Consider the following 15,992-nt stretch of genomic DNA (forward strand, 5'->3'; position numbering starts at 1 on the left):
TCATGGCGCTCGGGAGAGCGGCACTCCCAAAGGCACTCCCAAAATACTTGCCCCACGCCGTCGCGGCACGTTTCTTTCCCGTCGCGATGGCCGCCGACCAGATCCTCACCACCGTCCGGCAGTACCTTGAATACGACCCGACCACCCCGGTCACGCTCGAACCGATCAAGCGCGGTGCCTCGGGCCGGACGATCGTGCGGGTGAAGACCGAGGAGTATGAACCGTTCATCGGCATCCATTGGACCGACGAGCGGCCCGACAACGATTTCTTCCCCCCGGTCTGCCATTTCCTTGAAAAGGCGGGCATCAACATTGCCGGCGTGCTCCACGAGGACCGCAAGTGGCGCGTGATGCTGGTCGAGGACCTCGGAGACGACGATCTGCTGTCGCTGAAGGACGAGCCCTTCGAGACGCGCGAACCCTACTACCGCTCCGCCTTCCAACAGCTCGACAAGCTGTTCTACTCCCGCGCCGGGCGCACCGCCGAGTTCAACCCGAACTTCGATGCCGCGATGTACCGTTGGGAGCAGGAGTATTTCTTCGAGCACATGGTCGAGGGCTTGCTCCGCCTCGATGCCGATGAACTACGGGGGATGTCGGAGTTCCGCGAGATGGCGGAACGGCTCGGCGGGATGTCGAAGCACCTCGTCCACCGCGACTTCCAGTCGCAGAACCTGATGCTCGTCGAGAATTCGGTCTACTGGATCGACTTCCAGGGCATGCGTCGCGGCCGCCAGGAGTACGACCTCGCCTCGCTGATCCACGACCCCTACATGGACCACTCCGCCGAGGAGCGGGAGCGCCTGATGGACCTGTGGGAGGACGTTTCCGAGGACCGTCCGGCCGACATCGTCTTCCAGGACTGCGCGATGCAGCGCCTGATGCAGGCGATGGGGGCCTTCGGCAACATCATCCGCCACCAGGGCGAGGAATGGTACCGCCCGCACGTGTCCGCGGGCGCGCGGCAGCTGGCGGATGTCGTGAAGGACACTCCCTTCGAGGGACCGCTCGAGGAGGTCCTCGACAAGGCGCTGGCCTACAAGTGAGGGACTCGCCCGCCGGGCCGACAGCGATGGAATGCATTGACTCGCAAGCACGGGTGCGGATTGGATGGAACCGTCCAAGCAGGGGAGACAGCAGTGAATTCTTCGCAACCCGGTTCCAGCAAGACCTGTCGGCTCATCTACAAGAGCCGGACTTCCTGGGATCTGCTCTCCAACGAGGTCCTGCTCGAGCTGGCCAGGACCAGCGCCGACAAGAACGCAGAGCGCGACATCACCGGCCTGCTGATCCTGTCGGGGGAAAGTTTTCTGCAGGTCCTCGAGGGGCCGCCGGACGAGGTCAACGACCTCTACCTGCGGATCGCCCACGATGAGCGACACGGAAAACTCCGGCTCCTGAGGTACGAGTCGATTTCAAGGCGCTCGTTCAAGGACTGGGCGATGCACGTCGTGGACCTGGATGACCTGCCGATGCCCCAGCGCCAGGTCCTGATCCGGAAGTACCCGGTCGAGGAGGGCTCGATCGTGATCCCGGACGATGACCACCTCGCCCTCGCCTTGCTGTTGGATGCAAGGCGCCTGACCGTGTCCGAGACCGAGCGGCCGTCCGGTTCGGCCTGATCACCGCGATCCTCGCGGGCTCAACGAGTTTGGCGGCGGGAGGAATTGCTGAAAGCGGTCACTCGTTGGACGCGGTATCCAGTCCGTTGCTGAAGCGCTCGAACCGGCGGCGGACCTCGCCTTCGAAGCGGCCGGCCTTGGTGGCCGCCTCCTTCCACCGGGCCGCCGCCCGCCCGCATTGCTCGAGAAGTTTTCCGGCGCCCGGCTGATCCTTCCACAATACCGGCGGGTACTGCTCCATGAAGCTCACAAGCTTGCTGTCCGGGATCTCCCCCTCGTCCGCCTTGGCGAAGGCGGCCTTGGTCACCTGCGCGAGCTTGGCGGGGTCGACATACGGCACGGCCGCAGCCGGTCCCCCGTCGGTCGCCTCATGTTCCGGAATCTCGTCGAGGTTCTTCCAGCCCTCGCTGATGGCGACCGTCTCGGTGGCGGATTGGCCCGGCAGACCCGTCGCCAGTTGAAAACACTGCCGCATCAGGTCCCAGACACCCGGCGAGATGCGGTGGCCGACATCGGGCCAGATGCCACCGATGTGGCAGAACCCCTTCTGGTCGATCTCGTCGCGGAAGCGCTTGTACCAATCGAGCCGGTTGAACTTCGCGCCCTGGAACGACATCGCGGTGTCCTTCTCGCCGCACGAGATGGCGAAGGGAATCTTCTTCGCCCTGGTGCTGATGCTGCCGAAGCCGTCGGTCGCCCACGAGCCGCCGGAGTGGGCCGAAACACCGCACACGTACTCGGGATGGAGCATCGCAAAACGATGGACGAACTGGCTGCCGCCGGAAAAACCGTGGAGGAACATCTTTTCGCGCAGCGGGTATTTCTCCCCGAGCTGCTTGAACAACTTGATCAGCTTCCCGGCATGGGGGCCGTCGCCGTTCTGATACGGGCGCTGGCCCTTGGTCTCGAAGGAGGGACCAATCACGATCACGTCCCCTCGCTCCGCCCATCCCTTGAGTCCGGCCGCGCCATTGCCCTTGCCGCCGGCACCGTGCACGCCGACGAGCAACTGGTAGGTCTTGCCGGGATCGAGATCGGCCGGCGTGTAGACGTGGCAGTCCATCCCCTGGTCGTCGACGATGACCTCCTCGCCGGCCCGGCAGGGCCAGGCGATGAGCGCGACAATCGTGACCAGGACGGAGACAGACTTCATGGGCTGCACGGGCATAGCAGCTCCCGCGGCAGCTGCAACACGTCATTCCACCGAGAACCACCAGGCCGGATCCCCCGCCCTTGGGACATGCAGCCTAATGCAGGCAACCCATGTAGATCCTGGTCTTCTTGACGTAGGCGGTCGGAGCCCAGGTCTTGAACTTCGCGATCTGCGCGAGGGCGTCGGCCCGCGTTCCCTTGATCCCGGCGACGACGATGTAGAAGCCGGGTTTGAAACTTCGAATCGGGACGTCTACCGCGTCCTTCGCAGATGATCGGCGGGCAGCCCGAGGCGCCGGCAGGCCTGCGTCGCCGGGGCGGACTCGAGGTGGAGCCGGTCGATCGCCGCGCCCGACCAGCGCAGCATCCTTGCCACCGGTTTCGGTGGAGATTTCCGGGCCTCCAGTTCGAGGCGCCCCCGGATCGTCCCGGGCAGCAAGTCGATGGCCGCGGCGATGAGCCATCGGTTCACCGCCCGCAGGGGGCGCGGGAAGAGCGACAGGCGCTCCATGATTTCGAGAAACTCGGCGATGATCTCCGACGATTCCAGGTGGGGCTCCATTTGCGCGAAAAGCTCGTGCATCCCGGCTTCGGAAGCCGGGGCGCCAACGGCTCCGTAGAGTTTCGCTGCCGGGACGCCCTCGGCGATGAAGGCATCGCGCTCGTCCTGCGAAAGCGGGGTGACGTAGTGATGGCAGGCCTCCATGAAGCCGAACAGTGCCGTCGCGTGGACCCAGCGCAGCAGCTCCGGATCGTCGGCGCGGTAGGCGCGGCCATCCGGCGTGGTGCCGGCGATGCGGGCGTGCATCCGGCCGACGCCCGCGATCATTTCCTCCGCCACCGAGCGGGCGGCATAGACGGTGACCATCGCCGCCAGGCCGGTCCGGCGCATTCGACGCAGCGGGTTGGTCCGGAAACTCGTGTGCTCCCACACCCCGGTTCGCACCCGCGGCTCGGCAAGCTCCAGCAGCACGGCGGTGATGCCGCCGATGTAGAGCGCCAGCGGGTTGCGGAAGATCCGCCACGAAACGGAATCCGGGCCCGCCAGGGCGGCTTCGCCGGCCGGGTTCAGAAAGTCGGCCGTCGGCACATCATCCCCTTCCAGCAGCTGCTCGCGCAGCGCGGCATCGATCCATCGGGCGAACGGGGCAAGCGGGTTCAAGGTGATGCGGAGTCTTCACCACGGGGCTGAAGCCCGCAACATTTCGTCGATCCAATCAATATCGTTGGCCTCAGCGAGGAGTTTTGTTAGGAAATCAGGTTGATGAAACTCTGGACTCGAAGGATGCTTGGTTTGGGAATGGTGCTTGGATTTGGATTCCTGCATGGAATGCGGTCAGCCGGGTGAACTACAAGGTCAGGATTCTTGATCGCTCCGGGAAGCGGATCGACGAGTTGGAGGCGGTCCATGGCGTTCCTTTTGACGCCATGTTTGCTCCGTCCACCAGCGGGCGCCTCCAGAACGTCGCGGAAACGCTGGGTGAAGCGGTGGGTGACTACGTCGTGGAGCGTGCCTCGGAGTGATTTGCGCTAAGCATCCACCGGATGAGTGCGATCTGGATTCAACTTGGGGCGGCTGCCATCGACCACGCCCCGCCGGAAGAAGGTGGAACTCGGGCGGGTCCGGGGTCATGCTCGGGCAGCGATGGAACCCGCAGGATGCGACGATGACTTTGACCTGGTGGTCGCGGGTGGGGGCGCGGCGGGCTTCTTTGCGGCGATCACTTTCGCCGAGGCGCGGCCCGGCTCGCGGGTCGTGATTCTCGAAAAGAGCCGCGAGGTGCTGGGCAAGGTGCGGATCTCCGGCGGGGGTCGCTGCAATGTGACTCATGCATGCTTCGAGCCGAAGGTCCTGGTCACCCACTACCCTCGCGGATCCCGACAGTTGATCGGGCCGTTTCACCGCTGGAGTCCGACGGACACGATGGAGTGGTTTGAGTCGCGCGGGGTTCCACTCAAGACCGAAAGCGACGGCAGGGTCTTCCCTCAATCCGACAGCTCGCAGGCCATCATCGACTGTCTCTCGGAAAGCGCCCGCACCGCGGGAGTCGAGGTCCGTTGCTCGACGGCGGTGAAGGAGGTCTCGAGGAGTGATCACGGGAGCTACGAAGTCCAGACCTCGTCAGGCGCATCCATCACGACGAGGAAGCTGTTGCTGACCCTTGGCGGGACCCGCAATCGATTTGGCGCGGATCTGGCGGCGCATTTCGGCCATCGCATCGAGGTGGCGGCGCCGTCGCTGTTCACCTTCAGGATCCAGGACGACCGACTGGATGAACTGCAGGGACTCTCGGTGGCGAGCGCGCGCGTCCGCATTCCCGGGACCAAGCTGGTCTCGACCGGTCCCGTGCTGGTCACCCACTGGGGACTCAGCGGCCCGGGGATCCTGAAAATTTCGGCCTGGGGTGCGCGCGAGTTGCAGCAGCGCGACTACCGCTTCGAGGTCGAGGTCAACTGGACCGGCGAACTCGGTGAGGAGGCGATTTTGGAGGAGTTCGCCCGGCTGCGGGTCGAGTCGCCGCGCAGGAAGGTCGTGAATGATGCCCAATTCGGCATTCCGGGTCGCCTGTGGAAACGGCTGGTGGGCGCCGCGGCGGCGGGCGAGGCGGATGCGCTGCACTGGCCGCACTTGGCCAAGGCGGTGGCCCGACGGCTCGCGGCGCAGCTCGGCGCCTGCCGGTTCCGGGTCGACGGCAAGAGCATGAACAAGGACGAGTTCGTCACCTGCGGCGGCGTCCACCTCGGCGACGTGAATTTCAAGACCATGGAAAGCCGAAAGGTCGGCGGGCTCCACTTCGCCGGGGAGATCCTCGATATCGACGGCATCACCGGCGGCTTCAACTTCCAGGCCGCCTGGACGACCGCCCGGATTGCCGGCGAGGCGATCGCCGATTCTTTCTAACCCGACCGCGCGACGCCGTGGCGCACCGCGGGTTCGATCGATTCCACCGACCAAGCGCACAGGTTTCCTTCTACGACTTCTCCAGTAGCAGAAACTTCACCCGCCGGTCATCCCCGGCTCCCACCCCGAACCATGCCTCGGGCCGGCAGCCGGGCAGCGTGGCCGGGTCGAAGGAAGGCGGAGCCTTGATCCAGATCCTCGGAATCCGGGTCGCGCTCTCGATCACCTCGGCACAGGGAGTCAGGTCGTCGAGGGTCATGCGCTCCTTGTTGTAGCGCCCGCCCCAGGGCGGATCGACAAAGAGCAGGTCCGCCTCGTGTTCGGCGACCACGCGGCGGGCATCGCCGGCGATGAACCGAATGCGGTCGGCAACACCGTAGACCCCGGCGTTGTGCCGCGCCATGACCCGCCGGGCCTCGTCGAGCTCGATCGCGGTGACGGAACATCCCGCCCGGGCGAATCCAATGGCATTCCCGCCGGCTCCGGCAAAGGCATCGATCACCCTCAGCCCCTTGGCCCGTTCGCCCAGCTCCAGCGCGAGTGCTTCTGGGGTGAGTGAGATCCTTCCTTCCGGGTCGAGCTGCGTGCCACTCCTGAGGAAGCCCGGGCTTCCCTTCCGGTAGCGACGTGCCTCCTCGGTGTGGGCTTTCCGCAGCTCCTTCCGACTCAAGGCAGGTGAGATCCGGATCTCGATGAGGTTTCCCCCGAGGCCCACACCGCGCAGTCGTGCCGCCAGGTCGGCGGCGGCATCTCGGCTCAGATCGGCATCGGCCGAGAGCTGACCCGCTTCATTTTCGTGAACCTTCCACCCGCCGGGCCCGAGCAATCGCTGCCAGTCGATCCAAGCCGGCAAGCGGGAGACCTCAACGCGGAAGGATCGAGCCATGAGCGGTTACCCCTCAGTCCGCCTTCAGCTCGCTCAGGCGCAGGGTGTGGTCCTCGTGCACCTTGCCGTCGATGTCGACCAGCTCGAAGCGGACCTGCGGGTCGTCGAGCGTGGTGTCGAAATGCATGAGACCGAAGGAGCAGGTTTTGTTGTAGCCCCACAGCAGGCCCTCGGTTTGGACGACCGGATGCGTGTGCTTGTTGGTCAGCTTGGAACTCTGGAACTCGTAGAGCGGGTAGGAGCCGGGGTTGTCGATGGTCCGCAGGTCGGTGCGGTGACGGTCGGCGGCGATGAGGAACACGCCGTCGAGATCGTGCTCCGGAATCCACGAGAAGATCTCGGCCCGTTCCTCCGGATAGCCGTCCCACGGGTCGCGGCTTCCCTTCTTGATGTTCGGAGTGAAGGGCACGTTGGAGGCGATCACCTTGAAGGTGCCCTTCGACTCGGTGAGCGTCTTCTTCAGCCAGGCCTTCTGCACCGGACCGAGCATCGAGCCGCCCTTGAGGTCGCGGTAGTAGCGGCCGTCGATCATGATGAAATGCACGTCTCCGAGATGGAAGTCGTACCAGCATCCGGGTTGGTCGGTGCCGCCTCCGTAGCCGGGATTGGCCCAGTTCTGGCGGAAGATGTTCCAGACCTCTCGCTTCCAGGCCGGGGTCTCGATTTCGGGGCCGGGAATGCAGTCGTTCATCCCGAAGTCATGATCGTCCCAGATCGAGTAGACGGCGGTCGCCGAGGTCAGACGCCGCCACTCCGGACGACTCTGCCGGCGGGAGTAGCAGTAGTGGTGGGTCAAAGGATGCTCGGGGTCGTCGATGTAGACGTTGTCACCGAGCGTGAGGAAGGCCATCGGCTTGCGGGCGAGGATGGTGTCCCACATGCGCTCCCACTCGGGGATGAATCCGGCGCCGCCGCCGAAGGCCACCGTGAAGGGCTTCGGTGCGCTGGCGGTCGGGGGCGTCCTGAAGGTCACGACGGCACCTTCGACGGGTTCGCCGTTGATCGACACCTGCCCATCGTAGGCGGTGTTGGGCTCCAGGCCCTCGAGTTCGAGGACGGCGGTGAAATCGGTCTCCGGTCCGGTCTTCGCGGTCGCCAGGATCGGCCCGGCGGCGACGCCGACCTCGGCGGCCTCGCGGGTGCGGACCCAGACGGAGACGCTGTCGGTCGTCAGGCTCCCGAGCATCGGCCCGTGAACGAGATCGATGGCCTCGGCTTCGGCGAGCGGCGGGAGCTTGCGCAGGAGTTCGCGGGGTCCCGCGGCGAGGCGGCCCGGCGGGAGTCCCTGGGCGAGGGCTTCGCGTGCCTTGGCGGTGGCCCCCTCGATCTCGTCCCGGGCGAGGAGGCCCAGCATTTCCACGAACAAGGTCTCGGCGGGCCCGGAGTCGGGTTTCTTCCCGGAGGCCAGCCTGGCGGCGGCCTGATCGAACTCCCCGCGCGCGATGTGCCGGACCGCGTCCCTCTGGAGATCGTGCTGGGCGATGGCGAAAGGGGCGGCCCAGAGGGATCCGGCGAGCATCCAGCCGAGTTGGTTTCTCATGGCGGAAGCTTCACCACGACGGGCCGCGGTTGCCAGTGCCGAATGGCGAGGGGTTCCAGCTGAGAATGGCGGGCAAGCGCATGTGGCCGGGCCTTCCAGGCCCGTCGCCCATTTCGCGGGTGTCGTGGCAACGCGGCTGGAAGCCACGGCCACGGTTCCGGACAGCCGCTGAGTCGCCCGAGAGTGCCCGCGACGGTGAGTTCCACCGATCGCGGTGCCCTTGTGGTTGAAATGATCGGCAGGCGGGTCACGTTCACGGGAAATCATTTCGAGAGTTCCAGCCCCGAGCACCGCCTTCCCGATCGCGCTTCTAGCCCTTGCGACCGGGGGGCTGCTGTCTGCCGATGAACCGCCCATCGACTTCAACCGCGACATCCGGCCCATCCTCTCGGACCGCTGCTTCAAGTGCCACGGGCCTGATGCGAAGAACCAGAAGTCGGACTTCCGTGTCGATACCCGCGAGAACGCGCTCGCCGACCTCGGCGGCTATTTCGGCATCGTGCCCGGCGACCTCGAAGCCAGCGAACTGCACCTGCTCATCCACTCGGAGCACGAGGACGAGCTCATGCCGCCGCCGGACTCGAACCTGTCTCTCAGCGACGACGAAAAGAAGCTGCTCGACCGCTGGATCATGGAGGGCGCACCCTACGACACCCACTGGGCCTTCAAACCGCTGCCGGCGGAGGTCGAGGTGCCGGAAGGCAACGACCGGGCGCGGACGCCGGTCGACCATTTCATCCACCGCGCCGCCGTCGAGAACGGCCTCGAGCCCCGGCCCGACGCCCCGCGCACCAGCTGGCTGCGGCGCGTGACCTTCGACCTCACCGGCCTGCCGCCGACGCTCGATGAAATCGACGCGTTCCTCGCCGATGAGTCGCCCGACGCCCACGAGAAGGTCGTCGAGCGCCTGCTCGGCAGCGAGGCCTACGCCGAGCGCATGACCAGCGAGTGGCTCGACGTCGCCCGCTACTCGGATTCCTACGGCTACCAGCAGGACAAGGACCGCCACGTCTGGCCGTGGCGCGACTGGGTGCTCGAGTCTTTCCGCGACAACCTGCCCTACGACGACTTCATCACCTGGCAGCTCGCCGGCGACCTATTGCCGGACGCCACGCGCGAGCAAATCCTCGCGACCACCTTCAACCGCCTCCACCCGCAGAAGGTCGAGGGCGGCAGCGTGCCGGAGGAATTCCGCGTCGAGTATGTCTCCGACCGCCTCCACACCTTCGGCACGGCCTTTCTCGGCCTCACGCTCGAATGCTCGCGCTGCCACGACCACAAGTACGACCCGATCAGCGCGAAGGAATACTTCGAGATGAGTTCGTTCTTCGCCAACATCGATGAAGCCGGGCTCTATTCCTTCTTCACGCCCTCGGTGCCGACGCCGACCCTCGACCTCTCGACCCCGGATCAGGAGAAACAACTCGCCGCCGCGGACGAGGCGATCGCCCGGGCCGGTGCCGCCGTCGCCGCGGCCCGCGAGCAGGCCAAGCCCGCCTTCGAGGCCTGGCTGGAAAACCCCGGCAGCTTCGAATGGAACGGCCTGCTGTCGCACATCTCCTTCGATGAACCGAAGGGCAGCCAATTTCCCGACCTCGTCCGCGCCGACAAGCCCGCCAGCTCCGGAGGCGGCAACGTGCCGATCGAGGGCGTGCGCGGCAAGGGCCTGCGGCTCTCCGGCGACGATGCGGTGAAGCTCAAGGACGTCGGCAACTTCACCCGCCACCAGCCCTTCAGCATCGGCCTCTGGGTGCAGACCCCCGGGCCGCTCGAGCGCGCGGTGATCTTCCGCCGCTCCAAGGCCTGGACCGATGCCGCCAGCCGCGGCTACGAGCTGCTGCTGGAGGACGGCAAACTCAGCGCCGCCCTGGTCCACTTCGATCCGGGCAACTCGATCCGCGTGCGCAGCCGGGACCCGCTGCCGGTGGGCGAGTGGCATCACGTCACCCTGACCTACGACGGGTCCAGTAGGGCGTCCGGCCTGAAGCTCCACCTCGACGGCAAGCCGCTGGCCACCGAGGTCGTCCGCGACAAGCTCACCCGCCAGATCACCGGCGGCGGCGAACCGAACCTCGCGCTCGGCGAGCGCTTCCGCGACACCGGCTTCCGCGACGGACTGGTCGACGAACTCCACGTCTTCGACCGCGAGCTGACCGCGCTCGAAGTCGGCCAGCTGCCCGCCGGCACACCGGTGCCGGAAGCCCTGGCCAAGGCGTCCCGCGAACAGGCCTTCGAGTATTTTCTCAGCCTCCACCCGCCCCACGTCGAGGCCCTCGACCACCTCGAGAAGGCCCGCGAGGCGCGTGGCAAGATCCAGGACGGCATCCCCGAAATCATGGTGATGCAGGAAATGGACGAGCCGCGTGACTGCCACCTGCTCGAGCGCGGCGCCTACGACTCGCGCGGCGAGAAGGTGACCGCCGCCACGCCCGAGGCCCTGCCGCCGTTTCCCGAGGACCAGCCGCGCAACCGCCTCGGGCTCGCCCGCTGGCTGACCGCGCCCGATCATCCGCTCACCGCCCGCGTCACGGTCAACCGCTACTGGCAGATGTTCTTCGGCAAGGGGATCGTCCGCACCCCGGAGGACTTCGGCAGCCAGGGCCGTCCGCCGAGCCATCCGGAACTGCTCGACTGGCTGGCGCGCGACTTCGTCGCCCACGACTGGGACCTTCATCACCTGATCCGCCGCATCGTGCTCTCCTCGACCTACCGCCAGGGCACGGTGACCGACGCCCGCAGCCGCGAGATCGATCCGGAAAACATCTACCTCGCCCGCGGTTCGACGCACCGGCTCGCGGCCGAGATGATCCGCGACCAGGCGCTCGCCGCCAGCGGCCTGCTGGTCGAGAAGTTCGGTGGCCCGCCGGTCCGACCCTATGACTCGGCCATGTCCTTCAAGCCCGCCAAGCCCAGCGGCGGTGAGGGCCTCTACCGACGCAGCGTTTACACCCACTGGCGGCAGACCGCGCCGTCGCCGGTGATGATGACCCTCAACGCTTCCAAGCGCGAAGTCTGCCGCGTCCACCGCGAGGTCACCGACTCGCCGCTGCAGGCCTTCGTGCTGCTCAACGGCCCGCAGTTCGTCGAGGCCGCCCGGGTGATGGCCGCCAAACTCATCGCCAAACATCCCGAAGCGCCCGACGCCGTCATCACCGAGGCCTTCCGCGCCCTCACCACCCGCGAGCCCGTCCCGAGGGAAACGGAGATCCTGCGCGCCCTCTACGACGAGCAACTCGCCATCTTCGAGGCCGAGCCGGCCAAGGCCGAAGAGCTGCTCAAGACGGGTGCCGCGCCCCAGGCCAAGGATTTGCCCGCTCCGCGTCAGGCCGCCACCGCGGTCCTGATCAATGCCATCATGAACTTCGACGAAGCCGTTTCCCGCCGATGAACCGCTGCACCGGATTTGACTCACCCCTCGGCGTCGACCGCCGGCAGTTCCTCTCCACCTTCGGGATGGGGCTGGGAAGCATCGCGCTCGCCGACCTGACGAGAGCCGCCGAACCGAAGGCCGACCCGCTGGTCTCCCTCGCCCACCACGCACCCAAGGCGAAACGCGTGATCTTCCTCTTCCAGTCGGGTGGGCCGTCGCAGATCGACCTCTTCGACCACAAGCCGCAGCTCATCAAGCAGCATGGCGAACAGCTTCCCGACTCCGTCCGCAAGGGTCAGCGCCTCACCGGCATGTCGGGAAACCAGGCCAGCCTGCCGCTGGTCGGCTCGCCCTTCGAGTTCAAGCAGCACGGCGAGAGCGGGGCGTGGGTCAGCGACCTTCTGCCCTACACCGCGAAGGTCGCCGACGAGCTCTGCTTCGTGAAATCGATGTACACCGAGGCCATCAACCACGGCCCCGGCGTCACCTTCATGCAGTCCGGCTCGCAGCTTGCCGGACGCCCGAGCATCGGCTCGTGGCTCGACTACGGACTCGGCTCGCTCAACGACGACCTGCCGTCCTTCGTCGTCATGGTCACCAAGAACAAGGGCGGCCAGCCGCTGGTCTCGCGGCTCTGGGGCAGCGGTTTCCTTCCGGGAAAACACGACGGCGTGCGGCTGCGGCCCGACAAGAACGCCGTGCTCTACCTCAACAGCCCCGGCGGCGTCGCCCGCACGGACCGCCGCAAGCTCCTCGACCGCCTGCGCGAGCTCCACGAATTCCAGCTCGAGCAGACCGGCGACCCGGCGCTCGAGACCCGCATCGCCCAGTACGAGATGGCCTTCAACATGCAGAAGTCCATCCCCGGCGTCACCGACCTCTCCGACGAACCCGAGAGCACCTTCAAGCTCTACGGCGAGGACGCGCGCAAGCCCGGCACCTTCGCCGCCCACTGCCTGCTCGCCCGCCGGCTCGCCGAGCGCGACGTCCGTTTCATCCAGCTCTACCACCCGGGCTGGGACCAGCACGACAACCTGCCCGGCGCGATCAGGACCCAGTGCCGCGAAACCGACCAGCCCTCCGCCGCGCTGGTCCAGGACCTCAAGGCCCGCGGCCTGCTCGAAGACACGCTGGTCATCTGGGGCGGCGAGTTCGGCCGGACCAACTACTGCCAGGGCAAGCTCACCGCGACCAACTTCGGCCGCGACCACCACCCGCGCTGCTTCACGATGTGGATGGCCGGCGGCGGCGTGAAGCCGGGCATCAGCCACGGCGTCACCGACGATTTCAGCTACAACGTCGTCGACGGCGGCGTGCACATCCACGACTTCCACGCGACCCTGCTGCACCTCCTCGGCATCGACCACGAGCGCCTGACCTACAAATACCAGGGTCGCCACTTCCGCCTGACCGACGTCCATGGGCACGTCGTGAAGGACATCCTGGCGTGACGGGCAGGCCCTTGTCGGGCGTTGACAGCTGCTGGCACACCGCGAACCGAAGGCTCGCTCGACGATGACGCGGGGATGCGTCGGTCGATCGTCTTCTTCTCCAGGCACTCCATTCGGCATTCGGGAATCTGGCATTCGAAATTCTTCCGCGGATTTCCTCACCTTTTGAAAAACGCCCACCAGTTCCATTGACACCCGCGGATCTCGACAGGCGGGACGGATTCCCTACCCTCGGTTTGTTGTGAGAAACTGGCGCAAGGTCCACATGTTTTCCCTCGGCTACTTCAAGGTGGTCAGCCTCATCTCCAGCACGCTGCTCCTGATCATCGGGGTGACGGGAATCCTCTACAACCACCACCACGACTTCCGCTTCCTGCGCGAAGGCCGGGTGCCCGCGAAGATTCTCCCCGGCAAGTACCAGGAGCGCCTCGACCGCACCCGCGAGTCCCAGGGTCTCGGCGACCTGTTCCCCGAGGAGGCCCACAGCGTGCCCGTGATGTGGCTCGTGATCGACCTGCACAACGGCGAGTTTTTCGGCGGTTTCTGGGGGCGGATCCTCTACGACATCCTCGGCGGCGTGCTGATCATCCTGTCGGTCACCGGGATCGTGATGTACTTCCGCATCCGGAAGCGGAAGATCCTGTAGCGCGTGGCTTTGACATTGCTTCGCCGCCGGGATCCGCGACAATGCGCCGGTTCAACCCGTTTTCATCATGACGACCCCATTGAAGTCCTGTTGCTGCCTGCCGGCCCTCGTCCTTGCATTCCTGCTCCCGCTGACCCACGTCGGTCACGCCGCGCCCGGGCAGAAAACGGAGGCCGCCTCCGGCTACACGCTTGCCCAGTTGGTGCAGAAGATCGACCAGCTGGAGAAGAAGCAGATTGTCCTCGAGGGCACTGTCATCGGCACCTGCAAGAGCGGCTGCAAGATGTGGGTCGCGGACGGCAACTACAAGGAGGGCGACCTCTACGCGCTGGTCCGGGCGAAGGACAACGCCTTCAAGTTCGACACCAAGTCCACGGGCAAGCCCGTCCGGCTGAAGGGCTACGCCGTCGCGAAACTGCTCGATTACTGTGCCGACGGCAGCGAGAAGGACGGCGAAGGAGACTGCGCAACGCCCGTCAAGGACGGCGGGAAGGACGAGCCGAAAATTCAGGTCACCTTCTTCGCCACCGAAGTGGCGCAAGGTGCCCCTTGAGCCGGGGCGGCATGAAGACAGGTCGCCGCGGGGCTTCTCCCCGGAGACGCGGACGACTCCGCCAGCCCGCGGGCTTCAGGATTCTTCGCCGGAGGGCGCTTCACCGGAGGATCCCGCGACGACGACCTTGGTCTTCGCCCACTCGTCACCAAGACGGAGACCCTTTTCCGGCTTGTCCTCGCGCGTGAAGAGGACGATCGCCTCCACCAGCCCGAACAGCGGGATCAGGAGCGCGATGTTTCTCACGATCGCCGCCTGCCAGTCACCGGTGATGTCACCTCCGCCCTGCTTCTCGACCTTCAGCTTCATGGCCATCTTGCCGATGCTCTGGCCCTTGAGGAAAGGCAGCGAATCGCGGGTCACCAGGTAGGCCGCCCACAGAATCCAGGAAAGACGATCCAGGACGTCCGGCAGGATCATCGCCGCCGTCCAGTAGATCCCCGTGGCCACGAGGAGATCGATGATCGCCGCGATGATGCGTGTGTTCACCGGCGGGATGCCACCCGGCACCCCCTCGTCCTCCTCGCTCGAATCCTCAGTCACGCGGACACTCGATGCCTTCTGCTTCGGCTCGGGCGGCGGCGGATCCACCGGAACGGCCGGCGGCGGCGGCTCGGGCGGCCGATTGAGGTCGGGCGGCGGCGGTTCGTAGGGCTTCTTCTCCTCGGACATCACCCGACCCCTTACTACCGGAGTCCCGCAAGGTCGAGGATTCAGAAAGCGAACCTGCACGGGCGTCCGAACGGCAACGCCCCCGTTTCACACGCGTGAGCAATGCCTTCGGCGGCAGGTATGGCGATTCAGGCGACACCAATAGCCGATGAGGCCCCCGGGCTTCGACGGCCACCGGCGGCCCGCTCTGGCTTGCATGGTTCCGGCACCTCGCCAGCCGGAATCCCGTGGAAGGGACCAGTCACGGTGATTGGAGCAAGTGAAGAACTCACATGCCATTGAGCGAACCTTCAGTGTCCAGAAAACAATAAACTCCGGCTGTATACCAACGAACTCTAGAGATATGCGGACACACCTGCAAAGCGCGTGCAAAGTGCCGAAAAGTTCTGGCGTAATCAAACTTTTTGAGGTACAGCGACAGTAAACTGAGTTTCGCCAGTGTTCTCGCTTGTTCGTGAGAGACTCAGTTACCGCCAACCAACCCAAAACAAGGAAAACCAAACCATGAAAATAACCCAAGCCCTCGGAGCATCGGCCCTGTTGGCCGGACTCGCGAACATGACAACCACTCAGGCCGCCAGTCTGGAAGTGGATTTTCAGGCGACGCTTTCATCGCAGAGCAATGCCAATTGCAACGGCGAGGGAAGGTACTACCATGTCTCGCTCGTTAGCCCGAACCCGGGCACGGGGTCCTTTTGTGCCAATCTCCCGGGCACCAACGACCCGGCCCCTCCCTTCGTCCGGAACTACGACGGACCTGTCGAGTTCTACAAGTTTGCCGGAAACACCAATAGTGACATCACCGGCGTCTCAAAGTCGTCTGGCGCGAGCGCGGACGCCATCACGCTCACGACCGATGACACGGCATTCGATGCCTTCGGCCAGAACCTGACGAAACTCTGGGACTCGACCGACCCGGGACCCGATCTCAAGGTTGGGGAACTCCTCAGCGCGAGCTCCGATACCCAAGCCGTCGGTTGGCGCGACCTCGGTGGTGCCGTTGTCACCGTCGACGTGAGCACCGTTCCTGGCGGTGCCGGGTCGGTTCACTTCTATTATGCCAACTACAACGGGAAACCCACGGTCACGGTGACCATGCGCGACGGCCGCGCGAGATTTTTTCTGTAAATTGTGAAGAGGCACGGGGTTCTGGAGGTGGTTTGGAACGGTTGTTGGTTTCGGTGTTTGGCTCAGTTGT

Annotated in this window: 14 protein-coding genes; 9 read left to right on the forward strand and 5 right to left on the reverse strand. The window is 65.6% G+C overall.

What is annotated here, in order from left to right; translation table 11 throughout:
• Nucleotides 1-47 precede the first annotated feature (47 nt).
• Together ACG2LG_RS10175 and ACG2LG_RS10180 are read left to right on the forward strand one after the other, a co-directional pair.
• On the forward strand, nucleotides 48-1,046 hold the full coding sequence (locus tag ACG2LG_RS10175) for a phosphotransferase (protein ID WP_396258671.1): 999 nt from the start codon (nucleotides 48-50) through the stop codon (nucleotides 1,044-1,046).
• Nucleotides 1,047-1,139: 93 nt separating this feature from the next.
• Complete coding sequence (locus ACG2LG_RS10180) at nucleotides 1,140-1,622, forward strand: BLUF domain-containing protein (protein WP_396258673.1); 483 nt, start codon at nucleotides 1,140-1,142, stop codon at nucleotides 1,620-1,622.
• 58 nt (nucleotides 1,623-1,680) lie between these two features.
• Here the strand turns inward: ACG2LG_RS10180 and ACG2LG_RS10185 are convergent, their stop codons facing one another.
• Both ACG2LG_RS10185 and ACG2LG_RS10190 read right to left on the reverse strand, forming a co-directional pair.
• Nucleotides 1,681-2,775, reverse strand: a complete 1,095-nt coding sequence (locus ACG2LG_RS10185; protein ID WP_396258674.1) for a hypothetical protein — start codon at nucleotides 2,773-2,775, stop codon at nucleotides 1,681-1,683.
• A gap of 252 nt (nucleotides 2,776-3,027) precedes the next feature.
• Entirely contained in the window at nucleotides 3,028-3,936 is a 909-nt protein-coding gene (locus tag ACG2LG_RS10190; RefSeq protein WP_396258676.1) for an oxygenase MpaB family protein, read from the reverse strand.
• Nucleotides 3,937-4,118: 182 nt separating this feature from the next.
• Here ACG2LG_RS10190 and ACG2LG_RS10195 point away from each other — a divergent pair, with 182 nt between their 5' ends.
• On the forward strand, nucleotides 4,119-4,298 hold the full coding sequence (locus ACG2LG_RS10195; protein WP_396258678.1) for a hypothetical protein: 180 nt from the start codon (nucleotides 4,119-4,121) through the stop codon (nucleotides 4,296-4,298).
• Nucleotides 4,299-4,419: 121 nt separating this feature from the next.
• The gene (locus ACG2LG_RS10200; protein WP_396258680.1) at nucleotides 4,420-5,676 is read left to right on the forward strand and encodes an NAD(P)/FAD-dependent oxidoreductase; all 1,257 of its coding nucleotides are present in this window, start codon (nucleotides 4,420-4,422) and stop codon (nucleotides 5,674-5,676) included.
• Between the two features lie 70 nt (nucleotides 5,677-5,746).
• On the opposite strand, the gene ACG2LG_RS10205 is transcribed toward ACG2LG_RS10200, so the two are convergent.
• Nucleotides 5,747-6,562 carry an RsmD family RNA methyltransferase gene (locus tag ACG2LG_RS10205; protein WP_396258682.1) on the reverse strand — a complete coding sequence of 272 codons (816 nt, stop codon included), beginning with the start codon at nucleotides 6,560-6,562 and terminating at the stop codon, nucleotides 5,747-5,749.
• Between the two features lie 13 nt (nucleotides 6,563-6,575).
• Nucleotides 6,576-8,102 carry an alkaline phosphatase D family protein gene (locus ACG2LG_RS10210; RefSeq protein WP_396258684.1) on the reverse strand — a complete coding sequence of 509 codons (1,527 nt, stop codon included), beginning with the start codon at nucleotides 8,100-8,102 and terminating at the stop codon, nucleotides 6,576-6,578.
• Between the two features lie 301 nt (nucleotides 8,103-8,403).
• On the opposite strand from ACG2LG_RS10210, the gene ACG2LG_RS10215 reads away from it, so the two are divergent.
• From ACG2LG_RS10215 to ACG2LG_RS10230, 4 genes are all read left to right on the forward strand, one after another.
• The gene (locus ACG2LG_RS10215; RefSeq protein WP_396258698.1) at nucleotides 8,404-11,490 is read left to right on the forward strand and encodes a DUF1553 domain-containing protein; all 3,087 of its coding nucleotides are present in this window, start codon (nucleotides 8,404-8,406) and stop codon (nucleotides 11,488-11,490) included.
• A complete protein-coding gene (locus ACG2LG_RS10220; protein WP_396258686.1) occupies nucleotides 11,487-12,923 on the forward strand; it encodes a DUF1501 domain-containing protein in 1,437 nt (478 codons plus the stop codon). Before ACG2LG_RS10215 ends, ACG2LG_RS10220 begins: the two co-directional genes overlap by 4 nt.
• Before the next feature lie 241 nt (nucleotides 12,924-13,164).
• Complete coding sequence (locus ACG2LG_RS10225) at nucleotides 13,165-13,569, forward strand: PepSY domain-containing protein (protein ID WP_396258688.1); 405 nt, start codon at nucleotides 13,165-13,167, stop codon at nucleotides 13,567-13,569.
• A 67-nt stretch (nucleotides 13,570-13,636) separates the two neighbouring features.
• On the forward strand, nucleotides 13,637-14,122 hold the full coding sequence (locus tag ACG2LG_RS10230; protein ID WP_396258689.1) for a hypothetical protein: 486 nt from the start codon (nucleotides 13,637-13,639) through the stop codon (nucleotides 14,120-14,122).
• A 75-nt stretch (nucleotides 14,123-14,197) separates the two neighbouring features.
• On the opposite strand, the gene ACG2LG_RS10235 is transcribed toward ACG2LG_RS10230, so the two are convergent.
• Nucleotides 14,198-14,794, reverse strand: a complete 597-nt coding sequence (locus tag ACG2LG_RS10235) for an RDD family protein (RefSeq protein WP_396258691.1) — start codon at nucleotides 14,792-14,794, stop codon at nucleotides 14,198-14,200.
• A gap of 504 nt (nucleotides 14,795-15,298) precedes the next feature.
• Between ACG2LG_RS10235 and ACG2LG_RS10240 the strand changes: the two genes are divergently transcribed.
• A complete protein-coding gene (locus ACG2LG_RS10240) occupies nucleotides 15,299-15,922 on the forward strand; it encodes a hypothetical protein (RefSeq protein WP_396258693.1) in 624 nt (207 codons plus the stop codon).
• Nucleotides 15,923-15,992: the final 70 nt, after the last annotated feature.

The organism is Haloferula sp. A504, from assembly GCF_044385805.1.
In the GTDB taxonomy this organism is placed as follows: Bacteria; Verrucomicrobiota; Verrucomicrobiia; order Verrucomicrobiales; family Akkermansiaceae; genus Haloferula.

Bases quoted from the DNA above. Each gene is read 5' to 3' on its own strand.
- ACG2LG_RS10185 (WP_396258674.1), bottom strand. From the start codon at position 2,775: ATGAAGTCTGTCTCCGTCCTGGTCACGATTGTCGCGCTCATCGCCTGG.
- ACG2LG_RS10200 (WP_396258680.1), top strand. From the start codon at position 4,420: ATGGAACCCGCAGGATGCGACGATGACTTTGACCTGGTGGTCGCGGGT.
- ACG2LG_RS10205 (WP_396258682.1), bottom strand. From the start codon at position 6,562: ATGGCTCGATCCTTCCGCGTTGAGGTCTCCCGCTTGCCGGCTTGGATC.
- ACG2LG_RS10210 (WP_396258684.1), bottom strand. From the start codon at position 8,102: ATGAGAAACCAACTCGGCTGGATGCTCGCCGGATCCCTCTGGGCCGCC.
- ACG2LG_RS10220 (WP_396258686.1), top strand. From the start codon at position 11,487: ATGAACCGCTGCACCGGATTTGACTCACCCCTCGGCGTCGACCGCCGG.
- ACG2LG_RS10230 (WP_396258689.1), top strand. From the start codon at position 13,637: ATGACGACCCCATTGAAGTCCTGTTGCTGCCTGCCGGCCCTCGTCCTT.
- ACG2LG_RS10235 (WP_396258691.1), bottom strand. From the start codon at position 14,794: ATGTCCGAGGAGAAGAAGCCCTACGAACCGCCGCCGCCCGACCTCAAT.
- ACG2LG_RS10240 (WP_396258693.1), top strand. From the start codon at position 15,299: ATGAAAATAACCCAAGCCCTCGGAGCATCGGCCCTGTTGGCCGGACTC.